The organism is Streptomyces sp. WAC06614 (genome assembly GCF_003949795.1).
Classification (GTDB): domain Bacteria; phylum Actinomycetota; class Actinomycetes; order Streptomycetales; family Streptomycetaceae; genus Streptomyces.
Window position 1 is genome coordinate 1 of the sequence record NZ_RPRY01000108.1, and the last position, 21,815, is coordinate 21,815.

The 21,815-nt window shown below is 75.8% G+C and carries 15 protein-coding genes and 1 pseudogene; 9 read left to right on the forward strand and 7 right to left on the reverse strand.

The features are described from left to right. The 4 genes from EF918_RS16710 to EF918_RS16725 form a co-directional block, all read left to right on the forward strand. Window positions 1-1,104 (forward strand): 26S protease regulatory subunit (locus EF918_RS16710; protein WP_148141240.1); only part of this gene is annotated, 1,104 nt, incomplete at its 5' end. 4 nt (window positions 1,105-1,108) lie between these two features. Further along, window positions 1,109-2,218, forward strand: a complete 1,110-nt coding sequence (locus EF918_RS16715) for a tetratricopeptide repeat protein (RefSeq protein WP_125646415.1) — start codon at window positions 1,109-1,111, stop codon at window positions 2,216-2,218. Window positions 2,219-2,360: 142 nt separating this feature from the next. Continuing rightward, entirely contained in the window at window positions 2,361-3,431 is a 1,071-nt protein-coding gene (locus EF918_RS16720; RefSeq protein WP_125646417.1) for an RNA ligase (ATP), read from the forward strand. 168 nt (window positions 3,432-3,599) lie between these two features. After that, complete coding sequence (locus EF918_RS16725; protein ID WP_125646437.1) at window positions 3,600-4,517, forward strand: NADP-dependent oxidoreductase; 918 nt, start codon at window positions 3,600-3,602, stop codon at window positions 4,515-4,517. Between the two features lie 49 nt (window positions 4,518-4,566). On the opposite strand, the gene EF918_RS16730 is transcribed toward EF918_RS16725, so the two are convergent. From EF918_RS16730 to EF918_RS16745, 4 genes are all read right to left on the reverse strand, one after another. After that, the gene (locus EF918_RS16730) at window positions 4,567-7,575 is read right to left on the reverse strand and encodes a poly(A) polymerase (protein WP_125646419.1); all 3,009 of its coding nucleotides are present in this window, start codon (window positions 7,573-7,575) and stop codon (window positions 4,567-4,569) included. Beyond that, window positions 7,575-9,374, reverse strand: coding sequence for an RNA ligase family protein (locus EF918_RS16735; RefSeq protein ID WP_125646421.1), 1,800 nt, complete (start codon window positions 9,372-9,374; stop codon window positions 7,575-7,577). Before EF918_RS16735 ends, EF918_RS16730 begins: the two co-directional genes overlap by 1 nt. 218 nt (window positions 9,375-9,592) lie before the next feature. After that, the gene (locus EF918_RS16740) at window positions 9,593-10,789 is read right to left on the reverse strand and encodes a heparan-alpha-glucosaminide N-acetyltransferase domain-containing protein (protein ID WP_125646424.1); all 1,197 of its coding nucleotides are present in this window, start codon (window positions 10,787-10,789) and stop codon (window positions 9,593-9,595) included. Window positions 10,790-10,969: 180 nt separating this feature from the next. Further along, a complete protein-coding gene (locus EF918_RS16745; RefSeq protein ID WP_125646426.1) occupies window positions 10,970-11,320 on the reverse strand; it encodes a hypothetical protein in 351 nt (116 codons plus the stop codon). Window positions 11,321-11,551: 231 nt separating this feature from the next. Between EF918_RS16745 and EF918_RS16750 the strand changes: the two genes are divergently transcribed. From EF918_RS16750 to EF918_RS16765, 4 genes are all read left to right on the forward strand, one after another. Beyond that, complete coding sequence (locus EF918_RS16750) at window positions 11,552-12,466, forward strand: class I SAM-dependent methyltransferase (RefSeq protein WP_185921771.1); 915 nt, start codon at window positions 11,552-11,554, stop codon at window positions 12,464-12,466. A 433-nt stretch (window positions 12,467-12,899) separates the two neighbouring features. Next, the gene (locus EF918_RS16755; RefSeq protein ID WP_125646429.1) at window positions 12,900-14,279 is read left to right on the forward strand and encodes an SWIM zinc finger family protein; all 1,380 of its coding nucleotides are present in this window, start codon (window positions 12,900-12,902) and stop codon (window positions 14,277-14,279) included. Further along, entirely contained in the window at window positions 14,276-17,002 is a 2,727-nt protein-coding gene (locus EF918_RS16760) for a DUF6493 family protein (protein ID WP_260610275.1), read from the forward strand. Before EF918_RS16755 ends, EF918_RS16760 begins: the two co-directional genes overlap by 4 nt. 111 nt (window positions 17,003-17,113) lie before the next feature. Continuing rightward, complete coding sequence (locus tag EF918_RS16765; RefSeq protein WP_125646431.1) at window positions 17,114-17,776, forward strand: hypothetical protein; 663 nt, start codon at window positions 17,114-17,116, stop codon at window positions 17,774-17,776. On the opposite strand, the gene EF918_RS16770 is transcribed toward EF918_RS16765, so the two are convergent. From EF918_RS16770 to EF918_RS38190, 3 genes and pseudogenes are all read right to left on the reverse strand, one after another. Continuing rightward, window positions 17,726-18,940, reverse strand: coding sequence for a serine hydrolase (locus EF918_RS16770; protein ID WP_260610276.1), 1,215 nt, complete (start codon window positions 18,938-18,940; stop codon window positions 17,726-17,728). The genes EF918_RS16765 and EF918_RS16770 overlap by 51 nt on opposite strands. A gap of 141 nt (window positions 18,941-19,081) precedes the next feature. Then, entirely contained in the window at window positions 19,082-19,873 is a 792-nt protein-coding gene (locus EF918_RS16775; RefSeq protein WP_125646435.1) for a RimK family alpha-L-glutamate ligase, read from the reverse strand. A 157-nt stretch (window positions 19,874-20,030) separates the two neighbouring features. Beyond that, window positions 20,031-20,687 (reverse strand): annotated as a pseudogene (locus tag EF918_RS38190) (RimK family alpha-L-glutamate ligase); the annotation flags it as partial. A gap of 161 nt (window positions 20,688-20,848) precedes the next feature. Here EF918_RS38190 and EF918_RS16785 point away from each other — a divergent pair. After that, a complete protein-coding gene (locus EF918_RS16785; protein WP_125646441.1) occupies window positions 20,849-21,784 on the forward strand; it encodes an ADP-ribosylglycohydrolase family protein in 936 nt (311 codons plus the stop codon). Window positions 21,785-21,815: the final 31 nt, after the last annotated feature.

Below are 21,815 nucleotides of genomic sequence, written 5' to 3' on the forward strand. Positions count from 1 at the left end.
GGCCCGGCCACCCCCGCCTCCGGCCCGGCCGCCGCGGGAGCCGGAGCCGGTGGGCCCACCGGGTTCGACTGGGCCGCCGCCGAGCAGGACCTCGGTGACGTCGTCGGCCCCCGCTTCGTCGCCCCCGACAACGGGGCGGCGGCGCCGGGGCTGGAGGCCCCGCTGCCCGTGGACGGCCCGGGGGCGTACGACGGCACGGACGGTGCCGAGGAGGCGCCCGCCTGGGACGTCGACGCGCCCGGCACGGTCCGCCTGGCCGACGTCGGCGGCATGCAGGAGGTCAAGGACCGCCTCGAAGCGGCGTTCCTCGCCCCCATGCGCAACCCGGAGCTGCGCAAGCTGTACGGCAAGAGCCTGCGCGGCGGACTGCTCCTCTACGGTCCCCCCGGCTGCGGCAAGACCTTCATCGCCCGCGCCGTCGCCGGTGAACTCGGCGCCAACTTCATGTCCGTCACCCTCTCCGACGTCCTCGACATGTACATCGGGACCTCCGAGAAGAACATCCACGAGATCTTCCGGATCGCCCGCGCCAAGGCGCCCTGCGTGGTCTTCCTCGACGAGCTCGACGCCCTCGGCGCCAAGCGCAGCCGCACCCACCACAACGGCATGCGCAACGTCGTCAACCAGCTCCTGACCGAACTGGACGGCGTCGACAGCGGCAAGGACGAGGGCGTGTTCGTGCTCGCCGCCACCAACGTCCCCTGGGACGTGGACATCGCCCTGCGCCGCCCCGGACGCCTGGACCGCACCCTGCTGGTCCTGCCGCCCGACGGCCCGGCCCGCGAGGCGATCCTGCGCTACCACCTGCGCGACCGCCCGATCGAGGCCGTCGACCTCGGCAAACTGGTCAAGGCCACCGAGGACTTCTCCGGCGCCGACCTCGCCCACGTCTGCGAGGCCGCCGCCGAGACCGCCCTGCTCGACTCCGCCCGCACCGGCAACGTCCGCATGATCGGCATGGCCGACCTGCTCGGCGCGGCACGCCAGGTGCGGCCGTCCAGCGAGCCCTGGTTCGCCGCCGCCCGCAACGTGGCCATGTTCGCCAACGACGGCGGGATGTACGACGACCTGCTCGTCTACCTCAAGAAGAAGCGGAAGCTGTGATCCCGTGAGCGCCACCCTCGACCGCGCGGAGGCGTACCTCGACCTCGGCCGCTACCAGCAGGCGGCCGCCCTGGCCTCCCAGCACCTCGCCCAGCACCCCGACGACGCGTCGGCCCTGATCGTGCTCGCCCGCTGCCAGCGGCACCTGGAGCAGCTCCCGGCCGGGCTGGCCACCGTCGACGAGGCGCTGCGGCTCACCCCCGACGACCCGTTCGCCTGGATGCTGCGGGCCGACACGCTCTCCCGGATGGGCCGCCACCAGGAGGCCGTCGCCGCCGCGCACCGCACGGTCGAGTGCGGGCCGCTGTTCTGGTGGAGCCACCACACCTACGCCCTCGTCCTGGAGCGCAGCGGCAACCGGGCACTGCGCATGGACGGGTACACCGCGGCCCTGCGCGCGGTCGAACTGGGCCCGCAGGAGGCCTCGGCGCACTTCATGCTGGGCCTGGTCGCCCACCGCCTGGGCGACCACCGCACGGCCCGCTCCGCGTACACGACGACGCTGCGGCTCGATCCGCAGAGCAGCGAGGCCCACAACAACCTCGCCATGCTCGACCAGCGGCGCTCCTGGTTCAACCGGCGGGCCTGGTCCCGGGCCGCGGAGGGCTTCGTCACCTCGGCCTCGCTGGACGTCGAGGACACCCACGCCCGGTTCAACCTGGAGGGCATGGCCTGGGGCGTGGCCGCCTCGGCGCGCTGGTGCGCGTTCGCCGGCATGGCCATCGCCCTGATCTGCACCCGCGGGGCAGGGCCGGGGTACGCGGGCGGCGTCGGCGGGTCCGTCGGCCCGCTGGTGGGCGGACTGCTGCTGGTGCTGATGTGGACCGGCTGGATCCTGTGGCAGCGCAGCCGGATGACCCCCCGAGTGCGCCGCGCGATGCTGCTGGTGGCCCGCAGCTGCCCGCCCGTGCTGGCGATGGCCGCGGTCGTCGCCCTCTCGGCGGTGCACTCCTTCCTCACCGTGGCCCTGTCCGCGGCGGACACCAGGGTCATGGCGGGGTTCGCGGGGCTGCTGTTCTGGGCCCTGATCCTCACGTACTGGCTCAGCCGGGTGTTCCTCAACCGCCGTGCGCCCGAACGGCGTCGCCAGCGCGCCCAGGGCCGCCCAGGGTAGCCCGCGGAAAACCCGTGGACCAGCGGAAATGACGGACCGGAGAGTGGCGTCCGGCGCACAGCCGCGCCACCGCACTGTCGCACCACCGAACCGGCGCAACCGCACCACCGGTCCGTCGATCTGCCGAAGGAGGCGGAACACCATGTCCACGCTGAGGGTCACCGCCGAGCAACTGACCGTCCACGAGCACCCGAACGCCGACGCACTGGAACTGGCCCAGGTGGGCCTGTACCGCGCCGTCGTCGCCAAGGGCGCCTACCGCACCGGCGACTTCGCCGTCTACATCCCCGAACAGTCCGTCCTGCCCGCCGACCTGATAGCGGAGCTCGGGCTGACCGGCCGGCTCGCCGGCGGCAACGCCGACCGGGTGAAGGCCGTACGGCTGCGCGGGGAGCTCTCGCAAGGCCTGGTCTGCCGGCCCGCCGCCCTCGCCGACGTGGACCTGGCCCGGGCCGCCGCCGAGGGCGTCGACTTCGCCGAGCGGCTGGGCGTCACCAAATGGGCGCCGCCCGTCCCCACGAGCATGAGCGGGGAGGTGGAGTCCGCGCCCGATCTGCTGCCGTGGGTCGACATCGAGAACCTCCAGCGCTACCCGGGCATCTTCGAGCCCGGCGAGCCGGTCGTCCTCACCGAGAAGCTGCACGGCACGGCCTGCCTGGTGACCTACCTCGCCGCGGACCAGCGGCTGCTGGTCTCCTCCAAGGGCTTCGGGTCCAAGGGCCTGGCCCTGAAGGAGGAGGAGCGCAACCTCTACTGGCGCGCCGTCCGCGCCCATGACGTGGAGAAGGTCGCGGCCGGGCTGGCGGCCCGCCTCGGGGCCACCCGGGTCGGCATCTTCGGCGAGGTCTACGGCGCGGGCGTACAGGACCTGTCCTACGGCGACGACGCGCGCACCGGCACCGGACCCGGGCTCGCCGTGTTCGACGTGTCGGCCGAGATCGACGGGCAGGTGCGCTGGCTGGACCCCGCCGAGCTGCTCGACGGCCTGCTGCCGCTGGTGCCGCGCCTCTACGAGGGCCCGTACGACCTGGACCGGGTGCTGGAGCTGGCCTCCGGCCGCGAGACCGTCTCGGGCCGGGAGCTGCACCTGCGCGAGGGCGTCGTCGTCCGCCCCGCGACCGAGCGCCACAGCCCGGTCCTCGGCGGCCGCGCCATCGCCAAGGCGGTCAGCCCGGCGTACCTGACGCGCAAGGGCGGCACGGAGTACGAGTGACCGGCCGGCCGCTGACCTGATCGGCGGACGCGCGGGCGCGGGACCCTCCGCGCCCGCGCGCCGCCGTGGTCGTATGGACCGGACAGCAGCGGTCCCGCCACGGGCGGGCGGGCACGGAGGGCGGTCGGTCGAATGTCCGGGGACCAGGACACGCGGGACGAGGACACGATGCGGGCGATGGCGTACGAGACCTACGGCGGGTCGGAGGTGCTGAAGGAGACCCGGCTGCCCGTCCCCAAGGTCGCGCCCGGCGAGGTCCTGGTGAAGGTCGTCTGCGCGGCCGTGAACCCCGTCGACTGGAAGATCATGGCGGGCGGCCTCGACGCGCTGATGGACGTGGTCCACCCGGTCGTCCCCGGCTGGGACGTCGCCGGCACGGTGGTGCGGCTCGGTATCGACGTCCCCGAGTTCGCCGAGGGCGACGAGGTGATGGCGTACGCCCGCAAGGACTACGTGCACGGCGGCACGTTCGCCGAGTACGTCAGCGTCCCGGTGCGCGCCGCCGCGCACAAGCCGGCCTCCCTGGACTGGGAACAGGCCGCCGGTCTGCCCCTGGCCGGTCTGACGGCCTACCAGCTGCTGACCCGGCTGGGCACCGGCGCGCAGGACACCGTCCTCGTGCACGGCGCGGCGGGCGGCGTCGGTTCGCTCGGCGTGCAGATCGCCCGCTCGCTGGGCGCCCGGGTCATCGGCACCGCCTCGCCGCACAACCACGAGCGGCTGCGGGAACTGGGCTGTGAGCCCGTCGCGTACGGCGACGGGCTCACCGACCGGATCCGTGCCCTGGCCCCCGACGGGGTCACCGTGGTCGCCGACTTCGTCGGCGGCGTGCTCGACGTCACCCTGGCCGTGCTCCGACCGGGCGGCCGCCACGCCTCGATCGCCGACCATGCCGTGCTGGGCTCGGGCGGCCAGTGGATGTGGGTCCGGCCGAGCGGCCCCGACCTGGCCGAACTGGCCCGGCTGGCCGACACGGGCCGGCTCACCGTCCCGGTCCTGCGCACCTTCCCGCTGCACGAGCTCCCCGAGGCCTTCGAGCTCAGCCGCTCGGGCGCCGCCGCCGGCAAGATCATCATCAGGCCGTGACCGGCGCCGGGCGGTGACCACCTCCGGGCCGTGACCGGCCCGGAGGTGGTCACCGCAGGGTCGGCACCCCGCCGCCCTCGCACCAGGTGACCTCCACGTCCGGGAGGTCGGCGGACCAGCGGGCGGCCACGGCCGCCAGGGCGGTGGGGGTCGGCGGCACCGGGCCCAGTCCCACGGCCCACCGCTGCACGAGCCCGGTCGTGGGCGCGGCCGTGAGCCCGGTGGTGGGCAGCGGCCGCGGCCAGGCGTGGACGTCCGGGAAACCCGCCTCCTCCAGGAGGGCCAGCAGGGCGCGCACCCGGCCCCGCACGCGGCCCGCGGTGGCCGTCAGCCGCCGCTCGTCCCGGGCCCGTACGGTGATCACCGCCCACGCCGCGTGCCGGAGGTGGAGCGGCGGGGCCGCCACCAGGTCCGCCTGCTGCCCGGCCGGCGGGTCCTCCAGCAGCTCCCAGGCCCGGTACAACTCCGCCACCAGCAGGTCGCGGAAGCCGGGTCCGACCTGGGTGGTGCAGCTGCGGACCGGAGCGGACGGGGTCAGGACCGTCACCGCCGCCGCCCCGGCCCCACTCCCACCGCCCGGCTCCTCGCCGCCCGCCGCGAGGGCGACGGGCCGGCGCCAGTCCCAGGCCGCCCAGGTCGCGAAGAAGTGCCGCAGCAACGCGTCCGGCGTGAGGGACGCGTCGGCGTCCGTCACCGTGCGGGCCGTCAGGATCGACCAGGCCAGGCCCGGTAGGCCGCCGTGCGGGGCCGAGTCCAGGCCGCGGGCCCTCGCCCAGGCCTTCACCCGGCGGGTGAGGGTGGCGAAGGCCGGGTGGTGTGCGGCGACGGCGGTGCGCAGGGCCTCCGCGTCCGTGACCGCGCTCAGCGCGACCGCCGCGGCCGCGCCCAGGTCGGCGCGCCGGGCCACGGCCTCGGCCGGGGGCAGCTCGCCCGTGGCCACCAGTGCCAGGTCCACCGTCAGGCCGGCCACGGCGCACCGCAGCCCCGGCACCCGGGCCCCGACGACCTCGCGGAGCCCGACCGCTTCCGGCAGAGCGGCGGCCACCCGGCCCGCCGACCAGGCCGGTTCGGGCCGGCCCGGCAGCGCGGCCACCAGGTCCAGGTCGGCGCCGGGCAGGGCGCAGCCCGTGCGGCGGGAGCCCACCACCTCCAGCACGGCCCCGGGCAGGGCCGCCGTCAGCCGTCGGACGACCTCCTCCGGCGTCGTCCCGGCCCCCAGGGGCTCGGCCCCACCGGCAGCCGGGCCCGGCTCCGGCTCCTGCGGCAGCCACCGCACCTCGCCCGTGCCCAGCGCCACCGTCGCCCTGACCTGCATCGGCTCGTCCCCGCGCCGGGACAGCAGCGCCAGCTCCCCGACCCGGGCCGACAGCTCGGCGCCGGCCAGCCGGGCCGTGCACGCCATGACCGCGCGGTGCGGGTCGGCCGTCCGGCCGAGCGTGAGGTGCGGGGTGTACCCCGGCCGTCCCCCCGCCCGCTCCGCGCACTGCGGGAACCGCCGTACCAGCGCCTGCCGCAGCCGTGCCCACGGCTCCCCGCCGTCGGCCGCCGGGTCCAGCCACACGGTGGCGTCCGTACGGTGCCCAAAGCCGTCCACGCCGGCCAGCCGCACCGGGAACGGCGCCACCTCGGCCGCGGCCCGCGCCAGCAGCGGCACGGCCTGCTCGAACGAGGCCTCGGGGACGAAGCCGAAGAGCAGGTTCACGTGCGGCGGCCAGCGGTCGTACTGCGGGTCGAGGTCGCGCCGGACGTCCTGGAGCGCCGGCCACAGCCCCTCCGGCGGCAGCCAGGCCACCGCCGTACGCGCCGTCACCGGCAGGGCCGGCCCGACCGGGCCGTCGGCCGCGTCCTGCGCCGTGCCCCCGTCGCCGGGCCGGGGCGCGTCCGTGCCCGTCGGCGCGAAGCGGACCTCCGCCTCCACCCCGAAGTGGTCCGAGACGAACAGGCCGTCCGGCGTCGCCGCCCGGTTCCCGCGCAGGGCCGCGCCGGCCACGTGCACCCCGCCCGCGCCGTCCGTGCCGGCCCGCAGCAGGATCCGGTCGAGCCGGGCGGCCCGGCCGGTCAGCGAGGACACCGCGGCCAGCGGATTGGCCCCCGGGTCGAAGGTGGCGGTCGTGTCGGACGGGCCGTGCACGAGCGACCAGGCGTCCAGCAGGCCCAGGGCGGCGGCCGGGCCGGCCGCGCCGCCGCGGCCGTCGTTGAAGTCGCCGAGCAGCACGAGGTTCCCCTCGACCCCCGCCAACCCTTCGGCGATCCGGGCGAGTTCGGCCTCGCGCCGGGACGCGCCGTCCGGCGAGTGATCGCTGGAGAGGTGGGTGGCCGCGACGACCAGCGGCCCGTCGGCCGTGTCCACCGTCACCGCGGTGACCGCCTTGTGGGGGCCCAGCCCATGGGCGCCCGCCTCCCGCACGGGCAGCCGGCTCAGCACCAGCAGCCCGCTCTCGGCCACGTCCCGGCCGCGGGCGTCCGAGGTCACGGTGTACCGCTGCCGTACCCACGGCTCGGCCAGCAGCAGCGCGAGCAGCGCCGGCTCGACCTCCTGAAGGGCGATCACATCCACGTCGGCAGCAGCGAGTTCGGCGAGCAGCAGCGGCCGGCGCCGGGCGGTCGCGATGAGCGGGCCGTCGTAGCGGTCCCACAGCGTGTTCCAGGTCAGCAGCCGCACGCCCGTCCCGCGCGCGCCGCTCGTGCCCGTGGGCGTGCCGGCCGGCGCCGCCCCGGCCCCTTCCTCGGGCGCGGCCGTCCATGCGCCCCGTACCGGGTCCCAGGCGTGCGGGGAGCGGGCGGTGAAGAACGGTGCCCGCAGCAGCCGGGGGCGCCGGACCCGGCCCGCCCGGCTCGTGTCGATCCGGTCCACGCCGGCCGCCCGGTCCCACACCCGTTCCCCGTCCGCCTCGACGAACAGCACCCGGTGCCAGGGGACGTCCCCGCCCGGCACGAACGACGGCAGCGGCACCCGCGCGGGCTCCGCGCCGCGCTGGTGCACACCCAGGACGAACCGGGCCGGGTCGAACCGCGGGTCCCACCGGACCTGGTGGTAGAGCTGCTCGCTGGTGCGCATCACGCCTCCTGTCCCGTACGGGCGCCGCGCCGGCCCACCGGACCGCCCGCGGTGTCCTCGACCGTGCCCGCGGCCCCCACGTACCAGGTGCGGTGCGCCTCCTGGCCGGCGTAGGGCGGCACGAACCGGCGCAGCTGTCCGGCGAGCACCTCCGCCGGTACCGGGTGGGCCCGGGAGCGGTTGCGCCGGACCAGTTCGTCCTCCTCGACCAGGACCACGACCTGGGTGACCAGGGCGTCCCGGCGGGCCGCCACCGAACGGACCAGGGAGCGCTGCGGGCCGGTCAGCGAGGTGGCGTCCCAGACCACCGTGCCGCCCGGTCCGCCGCCCGGTCCACCGGTCGTGCCGCCCCGCCCACCGCTCGCCGCGGCCAGCGCCGCGTCCAGCCGGTCCAGGCCCTCGCGCAGCACGTCCGCGTTGGCGCGCTGGTCGGCCCGTGACCCGCGGGCCGCGCGCAGGTCGTCCAACGCGACCACGGCGTCCGCCGGCAGGGCCCGGCCGAAGGTGCTCTTGCCGCTTCCGGACGGGCCGACCAGCTGGACCAGCTGCGGGAAGCCGCCCTCCCGCAGGCGCCAGGTCGCCGCCACGGCCTCCTCGACGGTCCCGATCCGGCCGCGCGCGTACGCCTCCCGGGCCTCGGCCCAGCACCGGTCGGCCACCTCGGGCGCCGCCCCGGCCAGCGCCGCGCGCAGCCCGTCCCGCAGCGGCGCGAGCGGGTCCGGGCCGAGCAGCCCGGCCTCCTCGGTGTGCAGCAGGGACCAGGCGCACTGCTCGGCCGCCTCCGCGTCCGGGGCCGTCGCCGCCGCGACCGCGTGGAGCACCCCGGGATCGGCCGCGGCCGCCATCCGGACCAGCCCGGCCCGCCGGTCCTCGTCCGGGTACGGCCGGTGCAGCCGGGTGCTCAGCCCCACCAGGTCGGCGACCCGGCGGGCGACCGGCATGCCCAGCGGCCCGGCCGCCAGCCGGGCCGCGAGCGCGGCCCGCCGCCGGTCGTGCAGCAGGGCGGCGAGCACGCCCGCGAGCCGGGTGTCCCCGGACCGGCCGAGCGACCCGAGCCGCCCCGCCGCCTCGGCGACCCGCTCCGCGGCCCGCGGGGTCAGGTCCTGCGCCGGGAGTCCGACGGCCTCCAGCAGCCCGGCCGGATCCGGTTCGGCCCCCGAACGGACCGCCCACAGCGGTGCGGTGGCGCCCAGGCCGTTCTCGACGACGGCCGCGTACATCCAGTGGGTGTCGGTCTGCACGTGCCCGCCGCGTACCCACTTGGCCACGTGCCGGCCGAAGGCCGCCCGGTCGAAGCCGGCCACGGTCCGGACGACGTAGCCCTCCTGCCGGGCGGGGTCCAACGGCAGCTTGCGCAGGGCGCGTTCGTCGAACGTGCCCCGCCACAGCACCCGCGGGGCGGGTATGCCGAGCCGGTCGAGGAAGGCCGTGGTGGCGTCCCAGTCGAGGCAGTGCTCGCCGTCCCACACGGAGAAGCCGTAGAACCAGCTCTCCAGGTCGGTGTAGGCCAGGGAGTGCCGCGCGTACAGGTTCTCGCCGCACACCCGCCGGCCCTCGGGGATCAGGGGGCCGATCCGCCCCTGGAGTCCCTTCACCCAGGCCCGCGACGGATGGTGGCCCGAGTCCAGCGACCGGGCGTGCAGGCCGTCGCGGTACAGCGTGGTGTTCTCGCCGTCCAGCTTCTCGGTGACCACCACCTCACGGCCGGCCAGCCCCGACAGGTCCGCGGCGCGGACGTCGTCCGCCGCCGCGCCCGGCGACCAGGGCAGGTGCGGGGTGCGGGGATAGTGCGTGCGCATGGTGCGGGCTCCAGGAAACGGGGCGGAGGGCCGGCCCGGCTGCGGGCGGCGGTGAGCTGCCCCGTCACCCTAGGTATCCGAAACGCCCGCTTCCACCGAATAACCGGCGTCCTGGACGGCGGTCGGCGTGCCCGCCCCCGGCGCCCGCGCGACCGGCACCCGCCCCGGTGCCCGCGCGACCGGTGCCCGCCCCGGCGCCCGCGCGACCGGTGCCGGGCTCAGGTGCCGGCGCGGCCGGGTCTGCCGTGCGTGGCCAGGCGGAGGAGGTGTTCGACCGGGCCGCGGCCCAGCGGGCGGCCGGCCAGGACGCGCTGCCAGGTCCAGGCCCCGAGCAGCGCCGCCCCCGCGAACACGGCCAGGGCCTTCGTGGAGTGCGCCCCGTACGCGGGACCGGCCAGGACCAGGGCGTGGGCGACGTACGCGCTGAGCGCCATCGCCCCGAGCGCGGCCAGCGGGCGCAGCAGCCGTGCCCCGGCCCCGCGCGCCAGCAGCACGCACAGGCCGATCAGGGCGCAGCCGACACCGGCGTTGCCGAGCGTCTCCAGCGGGGTCTGGCTGTACGGGTCCGCGACCAGCAGCCAGTCCCACGAGGTGCTCGGCACCGCCCCCAACTGCCGCCCCAGCACCGCCCGCAGTGGATCGTCGGCGGCCAGCGCCTCCGGGTGCCGCTCGGCGATCGTGGCCAGCAGCCGTTCCCGGCCGCCCGCCACCTCCACGGCGAACCAGGCGGCGCCGTACGCGGCGGCCGCGACCGCCGTGCCCCATGCGGCCATCCGCCGTGCCACGGCCCGTTCCCGCAGGTCGCACAGCCGGCCGAGGGCCAGGCCGACCAGGACGTACGGGAGGTAGGTGAGCAGCGGGTACGCGCCCGACAGCAGCAGCGCGTCCAGGACGTGCCCCAGCCCCGACCAGCTGGTCAGGTCGGCCGGTTCGGGCACCGCGCCGCGGCCGGAGACCTCGTAGCCGAGCAGCGGTCCTACCAGGAACGACAGCAGCGGCCCGGCCACCGTGCTCGCCGCGGCCACGGCGGTGAGCACGGGCGTGGACAGCCGGGTGAACGGCTCGGCGGCCAGGAAGTACAGGGCGAAGAAGGTCAGGATGACGAGGATGCCCGGCCAGAGCGCGGCCAGGGCCAGCCCGAGGACGCCGAGCACCGCGCTGCGCACGAGCAGCGGCCGCAGCGGCCGCCCCGGCTTCGGCAGCCCCCCGACGGGCTGCCGCTGGGCGAGGGCCAGGGAGAAGCCGGCGAGGAGGGTGAAGACGGCCGGGGCCCGTCCGTCCGCCGCGAGGACCAGGTGGCCGGCGCCCGAGGGCGCCGGGTCGGGGCCCACGTGGACGGCGAACATCCCGAGCACGGCGAGTCCCCGTACGGCGTCCACCCCGACCAGCCGGGCGGTGGTGGTGCGGGCGGGCATCGCGCTCCTCGGGGTCCGGGCGGCGGGTGGCAGGCGGCTCGCGGCCGCCGGGCGGCAGGTGGAATGGACGGACCGGCGATGCCTTCGAGCACCGCCGGTCCGTACCGGGAACGTACCAAGGTCCACGTAATCAGGTAATAAAAAGGTATGGCCCAGGCAAACAACGGGCCTCGCGCGTCCTCAGCGGAAGGTGTGGACCACCTCGATCTCGCCGACGATGTGCGCGTTGAACAGGTCGAGTTCCTCGGCCGGCACCCACAGCTCCAGAATCGTCCGGCCGCCCGCCTGCTGCACCGGGTAGCGGCTCAGGAACGCGCTGTCGACCTCGAACCGGGTCACGTAACCGGAGCCGTCGTGCTTGACGTTCCAGTCCCGGGCGATGCGGATCGCGTAGTCCTCGTTGAGGACGGGGTAGAAGATCGGCTGCTCGGGGAGCCGTGGGGGCCAGGCCCGCCAATTCAGCTGCCGGACCAGGTCGAGTTCCACGGGCCCGGTGGGGCGCCACAAGGTCGTCGTCGGTCGCTGGTTCATGGTCCGGACGCTACCGGTGTGCCGTGCCCGCGTTCACCTCGATTTTTCCTGATCCGGAAGGGTGTTGGGCGATCGGCGGACCGCTCGGGCGGGGTCGGTCGGCACTTCTCGGCCAGGACCTCGCCCGAGCGGTAGCCGGGCGCGCTTCACGCGTGTAGATTCCGAGCACCACGGGGGATGTGGCCAGGTATCAACGGCGATTCCACGCCTTTTCCGGAGGATCAGCGCTCGATGTCGCAGGGACCCAGCACCGCTCAGAACGCACCCGCCCGCCTTGAGGACGTCGAGGGGTGGTTCTGGGCCGTCGACCAGTTGTTGTTCGACTGGATCCTCAGCCGCCAGAACGAGGATCCCGAGCGGCACGGCGACCTGCTGGAGCTCGGCGCCTACATGGGCAAGAGCGCGATCTTCCTCGGGCAGTACCTCCGCGCGGGCGAGACGTTCACCGTCTGCGACCTCTTCGGCGCGCCGGCCCCGGACGACTCCAACGTCGCCGAGACCGCCTCGTCCTACGCGAACCTGACCCGGCGCGCCTTCGAGGGCAACTACCTGGCCTTCCACGACGAGCTGCCCGTGGTCATACAGGCGCCCACGTCGGTCGTGGCCACCGAGGTCAAGGCCGCCTCCTGCCGGTTCGTCCACATCGACGCCTCGCACCTGTACGAGCACGTGCACGGGGACATCGAATCCTCCCGCACCGTCGCCGCCCCCGGGGCCGTGATCGTCTTCGACGACTACCGCTCCGAGCACTGCCCCGGCGTCGCCGCCGCGATCTGGGGCGCGGTCGCCACCGCCGGCCTGCACGTGCTCTGCGTGACCGGCAACAAGCTCTACGCCACCTGGGACGACCCGGCGCCGCTGCGCGAGGCCCTGCTGTCCTGGCTGGCGGGCCGCGAGGACCTGTGGCACGGGGTCGAGGAGGTGGCCGGGGCTCCGCTGGTGCGCATCGGCGGCCAGCACGCCGTCGCCCCCGCCCTGCCGCAGTCCCGCTACGCCGCCCCGGCCCCGGCCGCGAGCGCCGCACCCGCCGCACCCGCCGCGCCCACCGCTCCGGCGCGCCCGGCCCCCTCGGCGCTGCGCAAGCTGGCCAAGGACCTGCTGCCGCCGATCATCGCCCGGGAGATCGCCAAGCAGCGCCGCCGCTGAGCGGCCCCGGCGCCCCCGGCTCCGACGCGGGCCGGGCCGCCGGGCCCGCACCGCGGGGCTCGCCGCGCTCGGCATCCCCTGGACCGTACGCCGCACGGCCGACGTCGCCCACCTGTCGGAACGCACCTCCGCCCGGCGCTTCGCCGAGGCCACCGGCACCGCGCCGCTGCGCCGGCTGCTGGAACAACGGGTGCCGGCCGCACAGCAGTTGCCGGAGGAGACCGACCCTGCCGGTGGAACAGGTCGCGGTCCGCTGCGGGTTCGGCTCGGCCGTCTCCCTGCGGCCCGCGTTCGTCCGCCCGGCCGGGCGTGGCCCCCCCGCGCGTACCGGCGGACGTTTCCGCGGCTGACGGGCGCGGACGGGCGCTGACGGGCGCGGACGGGGCAGCCCGGCCGAACGGCGTTGTCAGTGGTGGGTCCTAGCGTCTTGCCCATGACGCGATCCGTACAGGCTCTGGCCTACGCACGCCCCTCCGCCCTCACCGACTCCACCGGGGGACGGCACCTCGGTCTGGAGACCGCCGGGGGCACCACGCCCCTGGGCGCGGAGGCCCATCCGCAGTTCTTCGCCGGGTTCCTGACCTCGCCCCAGATCGCGGCGCGCGGGCTGCTGGCGGTGGCCGACGTGGCCGCCGCCCGCTACTACCAGCGCACCCGGCCGGCCTCCCTGGACCCCGTGGTGACGGGCAACGGCGACCGCCTGCGGTTCGAGTCGTTCTCCGGCTGCTGCGGGGTCTACGCCCGGCTCGACGTGCTGCAGGAGGGCCTCGACGGCGCCGACACCGGCCACGGCACCACCAACGTCGACGTGAACAACCCGCTGCGCGAGGCCCTTTCCCGGCTCGCCGGTGACGACCCGCTGCACCTGCGGGTGGGCCCCGAGGAGATGGTCGTCAGCACATTCGACGGCCCGGTCGTCGAGAAGAAGGTGCCGCTGCCCGACCGCTGGCTGCGCGGGTTCGCCGAGGCCCAGGTGGTCTCCGCCGGCTTCGACCTGCGGGCCGAGCTGTCGGCGGCCGAGGCCGTCCGGTTCCTGCGCTCCCTGCCGCGGACGGCCACCGCCGGCGCCCGCGGCCCCCTGTGGGTCGTCCCCGCCGGCCGCACCCTGCGCCCCACCACACGGCCCGTCCCCGGGGCGATCTGCCTGCCCGGGCCCGACCGGCTCGTCGCCCTCCAGCGGGTCCTGCGGCACGCCACCGCCCTGCGCGTCCACGGGCCGAACGTGCAGGACGGCGCGGCCACCGCCGCCGCCTGGGAGGTGGTCCTGCCCGGTATGCGGCTCACCCTGACCCTCTCCCCGGACCCGGCCCGCGGCTTCTCCGGCGAGGGCGGCGTCCTGGAGGCCCTGGCCACCGACGAGGCCGCCGCCGACGCCGACCTGATCTCGGTCCTGCTCGCCTGGGAGCCGCGGATCGACCCCGCCGACCTCGCCGAGCAGTCCGGGCTCCCGGTCGCCCGGGTCCGCGCGGCCCTCACCCGCCTCGGCACGGCCGGCCGCGTCGGCTACGACGTCTCCGACGCCGCCTACTTCCACCGCGAACTGCCCTACGACGCCGACCGCGCCGAGCGCCACAACCCCCGCCTGGTCGCCGCCCGCACCCTGCTCGCCGAGGGCGCCGTCCACCTGGCCGGAAGCACCTCGACCGTCGTCTCGGGCGGGCGCCGCTACCAGGTCCGTGAAGCGGCCGGCGGCGTCCTGAGCTGCACCTGCACCTGGTGGGCCGACTACCGGGGCCGCCGCGGCCCCTGCAAGCACGCACTCGCCGTCCGGATGGCGAAGCGGAACCTGATCGCCGCTGGAGGCACCCGATGAGCGCGACCCCTGTCACGCACCCGACCACCGCCCCGACCGGGACCGGGACCGGCACCACGGACGCGGGCCCCGACCTGGAGCCCGTACTCGCCGCGGTCCGCGTGGGCCGCACCGAGGAACTCCCGGCCCTGATCGCGCCGTTGGGCGCGGCGGCCCGCCGCACCCTGCTGGCCGCGCTCAAGGCGCTGCGCGCCGAGTCCCGCCGCTGGGACCGGAACCGCTGGAGAGAGCGGGAGATCATGCGCCCGGCGCTGCTCGTCGCGGGCGCCGGCTGCCACACCGGCGCCGCGGCGGCCGCCACCTGGCTCGCCGGGCGCGACCTGCGCAGCTGGCAGCCCCTGCCCGTCGACCTGCTGCTCGACCTGCTCCGGGACCGCGACCCCGACTGGCTCGCGGACGTCGCCGGGCGGCTGGCCGCCCGCGCCGCCACCGCCGAGGACGACTACCCGTTCATCTCGGAACTCGTGCGGATCTCCGGCGGACCGGTGCCGACGACCGACGCCTTCGTGCACGGCTGGGTCCGCTCGAAGACCTCGGCCAAGAACCTGCACACCGATCCGCACGCCCGGGACCTGGTGCCGCGGCTGTTCGAGACCGCGGAGCCCGCCCCGGTCCTCGCCTGGCGCTCCGACCCCGACGACCCGCACCACTGGCCCTCCGCGCTGGCCGCCCTGGCCGAGTCCGGCGCCGTGGCACGCCGGGTGCTCGTCGACGGCTGCACGGCCCGGCTCCTGCGCGGCGGCCGGCCCAACCAGCTCGCGTTCTACCTCGTCCTGCTCCGGCGGCTGGAGCTGACGGCGGCGGAGGAGCAGGAGCGGGCCGCCGACTGGATCGCCATGGCCGCCGACGGCCCCGGCGCGGTGGCCGGGCACGCCCAGGAGGTCCTCGCCCGGCTCGGCGTCGCGGGCACGCTGACCGTCGGGCAGCTGGCGGAGATGTCCGGGCTGGTGCTGTTCCGGCCGGAGAAGAAGTTCGTGCGCGCCCAGCTCGTCCTGCTGGGCAAGGTGCTGCGGCGCGACCCGCAGGCCCGGCACGAGCTGCTGCCGCTCGTCGCCGGGGTGTTCGGCCACGAGGACACCGCCCTGCAGGAGCGGGCCCTGAAGCTGGTCGCCGCGCACCTGATGCCCGAGGACGAGGCCCTCCGGGAGGAACTGGCCGACCGGGCCACGCTGTTGAGCCCGGTCCACCGGCCGCTGGCCGCCGAGGTGTTCGGCACGGCCACCGCCGGCTCCCCGGACGACGCCGCGCTGCCCTACGAGGAGCTCCTCCCGCCGGTCCCGGTCCGTACCCGGCTCGGCGGCCCGCCGTCGGTCGCGGAGACCGTCGAGCTCGTCGCTGCGGTGCTGAAGGCCCGGACACCCGACCTCACCGAGTACGAACGGGCCGTCGACGGCCTCGTCCGCCATGCCGCCGGGCGGCGCGCGGAGCTCGCACAGGCGCTGGAGCCGGTGGTGGCCGACCGCTGGTGGTACGGCGTGGCGCACGCGGCCCCGGATCAGCTGCTCGGACTGGACGTGGTCGCGGCCGCCGTGCTCGGCCGGGTCCGGGCACAGGACCTGCGCCCCGGCCGGCCGCACCGCCGGCACGGCCACCCCCGGGACTGCGTCCACGAGGCCCTGGGCGCGGTCGTCCTCGACCGGCTGCGCGAGGCCGCGGAGCGGATCGCGAGCGACCCGCTGCCGTTCCTCCTCGCCACCCCCACCTGGGACACCGGAAGCCTGGAGCCCGACGAGCTGATCGCCCGGCTGACCGCGTACCAGGAGGCCGGCATCCGGCCGGCACCCACCGACTTCGCCCAGGCACTGCTGCGGGTCCGCCGCGATCAGGCCGCCGCCCCGGCCGCCGCCGCGCTCGGCACCCGCGAGGGCCGCCGGCTCGCCGACTGGCTCCGTACCGACGGCGAACCGGCCCGGACCGTCCGCGAGGTGCGCGAGCCGAACAGCCGGGCCGTGCAGTGGTGGGAGCGGGCCCGACAGGCGGTGCGGCGGATCGTCGTGGAGACCGGCGAACGCCTGGTGATCCAGCGGGAGTTCCCGGCCGTCTTCCACCCGCTGGGGCGCCCGCACACGGAGGGGTCGCGGTGCTACCACTGGACCGACGAGTCCGCGCTGCGGCGCGGGGTGCTGCCGGAGGACCGGGAGACCCTGGCCGCCTGGGCGATGACCGCCGTGACGGCGGCTGCCACCTCCGAGGAGCGGGGCGCCGGCGAGGAACTGCCGCGCCTGGCCGAACTCGGCGGCCCGGCGGGCCCGGTGCTGCACCTGGCCGTCGCCACCGGCCTCGGCGCCCGGCACACCGAGGACCGCCTGGCCGCGGTCGACGCCCTGCTCGTCCTCGCCGCCCGGCACGAACTCGACGCCGCCCTGCTCGGCCGCGACCTGGCCGAACTGCTGCGCCTGGGCACGGTGAAGCCGAACCGGCTGGCCGACGCCGCCCGCACGGCAGCGGCCACCGGCGCCTACGCCACCACCTGGGCCGTCCTCGCCGAGGCTCTCCCGCCGCTGCTGGCGGACCCCGCGGCGGCCCGCCGCGGCGCGGGCGAGCTCCTGGCGACAGCCGCCGACTGCGTGGAACGCACCGGGGCCACCGGCCCTGTTCCGTCCGGTCTGGCCGACATGGCCGCCCGCGGCGGCACCAGTCGGCTCCTCACCCAGGCGGCCCGGCTGCACACCGCCCTGACGGCGTCCGGGGCCGGTCCCGACGGCCCGGGTCTTGTGCGGTGACGGCCGGGGCGGCACGCTGGCGCGCGAACGGCAGCGCATGCGCAGGGCTGCCGTTCGCGCCCCGCCCCGCTCCTCACCTCAGCTCGCCTCACCCAGGGAAGCGCAGGACGCATGGACCCCTTCCTCACCCTCGTCAGTGGCCTGGCCTGGACGATCGTCTACATCGAGTCCATCAGGGTCGGCCTGGCCCAGCGGACGTACGCCATGCCGGTCGTCGCCCTCGCCCTCAACTTCGCCTGGGAGAGCATCTACTCGGTACGGAGCCTGAGCGAGGGCGTGTCGGTCCAGGGCGTGGTCAACCTCGTCTGGGCGCTGGCGGACGTGGTGATCGTCTACACCTTCCTGCGCTTCGGACGCGCGGAGTTCCCGGCCTTCGTCACCAAGGCCCGGTTCGCCGGGGGCACCGTGGCCGTGTTCGGCACGGCGTACGCGGTCCAGCTGCTGTTCCTGGCCGAGTTCGGCGGGCACGACGCGGTCCGCTACGCCGCGTTCCTGCAGAACCTGCTGATGTCGGGCCTGTTCGTGGCGATGCTGCTGTCCCGTCGGGGGCCGCGGGGGCAGAGCCTGACGATCGCGGTCGCCAAATGGCTGGGCACCCTCGCGCCCACGCTCCTGTTCGGCGTCCTGGAGCACTCGTCGTTCATCCTGGGCCTGGGCATCCTGTGCTCGGTCCTCGACCTCGCGTACCTCGGTCTGCTGGTGGCGGTCCGCTCGCAGGCGCCGTCAGCGGGTGGCGGAGACCGGGACCGGGAGGTTGAAGACGTGCTGCGGTGAGACGATCTTGGTGATGGCCTCGCCGAACAGGGTGCTGGGCTCGATCACCTTGTCGTAGAGGATGTCGGTGTTCAGCATGACGACCACGGTGGCCTGCGGGCCCGGCAGGTAGATCGTCAGGGTCTCGTAGCCGGGCAGGGACCCGTTGTGGCCGATCCAGCCCTGGACGTCGAAGATGCCCAGTCCGTAGCCGGTTCCCGCGATGCCGCTCGGCTCGGTCTTCAGCCGCTGGGCCTGGGTCGCCGGGGTGAGCAGGGTGCCGGTGGCCACGGTCCGGGCCCAGGACCGCAGGTCCGGGAGGTCGGAGATCATGGCGCCGGCCGCCCAGGCCCAGGAGGGGTCCCAGTCGGTGCTGACCGTGACCTTGCCGTCGGCGGATTCGTCGGTGTAGCCCTGCGGGTGCGGCCGCGGGAACTCCGAGCCGGTCGGGAACAGCGTGTGCCGCAGTCCCGCCGGAGCCAGGACGTGGCGCTGGATGTACTGGTCCAGCGGCAGCCCGCCCACCTTCTCCACGACCAGGCCGAGCAGGATCAGATTGGTGTTGCTGTAGAAGAACTTGGTACCCGGCTCGAACATGACCGGGTGCTTGAAGGAGTAGTCCAGCAGCTCCTCCGGCGTGAACCGGTGGTTCGGGTCGGTCTCCAGGACGTGGTCGAACCCCTCGTCCTGGGAGTAGTTGAACAGCCCGCTGCGCATCCCGGCGAGGTCGCGCAGGGTGATCTTGTCGCCGTTCGGCACCCCGGGGACGTACTTCTCGATCGGGTCGTCGAGGCGCAGCTTGCCCTGGTCGACCAGTTCCAGCAGGGCGGTCACGGTGAAGGTCTTGGTCTCGCTGCCGATGCGCACGTTCATGGCGGTGCTCATGCGCTGTCCCGTGGCCTTGTCGGCGACGCCGAAGGCGCGTACGTAGGAGCCCTTGCGCGGTGCCGACACCGAGACGATCACGCCGGGCACGTCGGCCTTCTTCATCACCCCGAGGATCGCCTCGTCCAGCTGCCGCGCCACCGCCGGGGTGAGCCGGGCGAACGCGTCCGCGCCCGGCCGGGCCGACTGCGTCGGCGTGGGCGTCGGTGTCGGGGGCGGTGTCACGGTCGGCGCCGGCCGGGCGGAGGCGAGCCCCGTCAGCGGCGGTACGGCCAGCAGCCCGGCGGCGGTCAACGCCACGCAGGTGCTGCGCAGACGTCGGCGAGAAGGCGTGCGTGAACGCATCACGGCGAGCCCCCTGTCTCACGGGACACCACTTCGGGACCACACTCTGCCCACCAGCGTAGGCACGCCCCGCTGTCCCCGCACGGCGAGCCGCGGCTACCCGGCACGCCGCAGGGCCAGCTCCGCCAGGGCCTCGGGGGCACCGGGCTGCTCCCGGATGCCGGGGAAGGCGTTGACGTCGACGATCAGCGGGGCCCCGCCGCCCGTGTCGATGACGTCGACCCCGTACACGTCGAGGCCGAAGACCTCACCGACCCGGTGCACCAGGTCCGGCCAGCCGGGCGGCAGGTCGCCCACGGCCAGCGGCCGGGTGGACGGCCCGTCGCCGGGGGCGAGTTCGGAACGGCGCAGCGCCGCGAAGAGCCGGTCACCGACGGCCCACAGCTTGTGGTCCCAGCCGTTGTTGGGGGCGAAGTCCTGCACCACGACGGGCTCGTGCGGGTGCGCCCGCGCCAGCGCGTGCAGGGCGGCGGCGTCGTCCACCCGCGCGACGACGTCCTGCTTGCGGTTGTGCCGGCTCTTGACCACCAGGGGGCCGCCCGGCGGCGCGGCGGAGGCGAGGTCGCGCAGCGCGGCGAAGGTGCGGGTCGGGGCGAAGGGCAGCCCGGCCGCCAGGGCGGTGTCCGCCATGGCGGTGCGGTCCTGGCACCGGGCGGTGGCCGAGGCCGAGTTCAGTACGGGGGCGCCGTGCCGCTCGGCGTCCCGGGCGAGGGCGACGGCGCGCGGGGCACCGGACTTGAGCAGGTACACGTCGGCGCGCGGCGCCGGTACGTGCGTCAGCCGGTCCGGGTCCAGCGCCTGGACGACGTGCGCCCGGCTGCCGAGCAGGGCGGCGGTGGCGGCGAGCACCGGATGGTCCGCCCGCGAGGTGATGAGCCCGACCCTCATGCGCGCTCACCCCCACGGCCGGCGTTCCGCCCGCCGGGCACTCCCACCACGGGGTCCCCGTCGTGCGCCCCGGCCCGCGCCCCGGGCACCACGGCCAGCGCGGCCCGGGTCGGCGAGGTCTACGGCCTCGACCTGTACGGCCTCGACGTGCTGCTGGGCCCGGACGGGCCGCGATGGCCCCGATCTCCGCCGACAGCGGTACGTTCCGCTCCGGCACCGTCTTGTCCGGGTGCAGCGGCGAACGGCGTTCGGTGGCGTACATGTCCCCGCCCACGCAGTACACCTTGAGGTCGATGCCCGCGTTGGCCACGTACGGTTGCGCGATGAGCAGCCCCTCCCCGGCCAGCACCGGCAGCATCTCCGGCAACCGGTCCGGCGAGGACACCAGGTGCACGGCCCGTCCCGAACTGCCGTCGGCCGGCTTGACCACCAGCGGGTACTCCGCCTCCGGTATCCCCGCCAGCAGTTCGGGCCGCGCCACGGCGTACGTCGTCGGCACGGGCAGCCCGCAGCTACGGCCGATCGCCGCCGCCAGGGCCTTGTCCCGCACCCCGCGGATCGACCGGGCGTCGTTGACGGTGGTCAGCCCGGCGTGCGCCGCGGCCTCCAGCAACGTCAGGCCGGGCCCGCCGGACACCGTCTTGAGGATCCACGCATCGTGCTCCCCGGCCCTCACCACCTCGGTCATCCGCACCAACGACCCCCCGGGCCGCAGCACGTCGACCCGGTGCCCCCAGGCCATCAACTGCCGGATCACCTCGACCGGCATGCCGTCATGGCGGTACTGCTCCTCCACCAGAAAGCAGAGCCTCATCGACATACCCGTCAACCCCCGCGACCCCGGACCCCCGCCGGTACCGTCCGGCGCGCTGCTACGTCACAGAATGTCATGAAGGGTGATGAACCGATTTTCCGACCCTCCGCGAGCCGCGGATAGCATCACCGATCGTGGAACGTACCGTGCGCCGCGACCGGATGGCGCGGCTGGACCGGGCGCAGGGCGCCGTCGTCGGGGCGGCGGTAGGGGACGCCCTGGGCGCACCCTTCGAGTTCGGCCCGCCCGGCGCCTTCGCCCGCACCGACGGCGCGATGCGCGCGGGCGGCGGCTGGGAGGCCGGCGAGGCCACCGACGACACGCAGATGGCGGTCCTCGTCGCCGAGTCGCTGCTGGAGCGCGGCGGCCTGGACCTGCCCGACCTGTTCGGCCGGTTCCGCCGCTGGGCGGCGGGCGAGCCGAAGGACATCGGCCTGCAGACGGAGGCCGTCCTCACCGGCGGGGATCCGTGGGACCGCGCCGCGGCCCTGCACTTCCAGGTGAACCAGCGCGCCGCGGGCAACGGTTCGCTGATGCGCGCGTCGACCTCCGCCGTGTACTTCGCCGACGCCGGCACGGAGGGGACGATGGACGCGGCCCGGCGGATCGCCGCGCTCACCCACGGGGACGCCGCCGCCTGGCACGGAACGGCCGTGCTGCACGAGCTCGTCCGGGTGGCGCTCACCGGAGCCGATCCGCTGGCGGCCGTCGCCGACACCCTCGCCCTGCTGCCCCCGCCCCACCGCGAGCGCTACGCCACCGTCCTCGACCCCGACTGGCACCCGGAGCGGGCCACGGAGTTCAACGGAGCCGTCTGGCCGTGCCTCGGCTCGGCCGTGTGGGCGCTGCGCAGCACGGGCGGGTTCGAGGCGGCGGTGGCCGCCGCCGTGGACCTGGGCGGGGACACCGACACGGTCGCCTGTGTCACCGGAGCCCTGGCCGGGGCCGTGTACGGCGTACGGGCCGTGCCGGGACGGTGGACCGACCGGCTGCACGTGCCGCTGCCGGGCCACGGGAAGCGGGTGCTGCACGCCGCGGAGCTGGCGGCCCTCGCGGAGCGGCTGCTGAGAGGCGGGGAACGCCGCCGGGTGGAGTGAGGGAATCCGGCAGGGGGGTGATGTGGGGGAC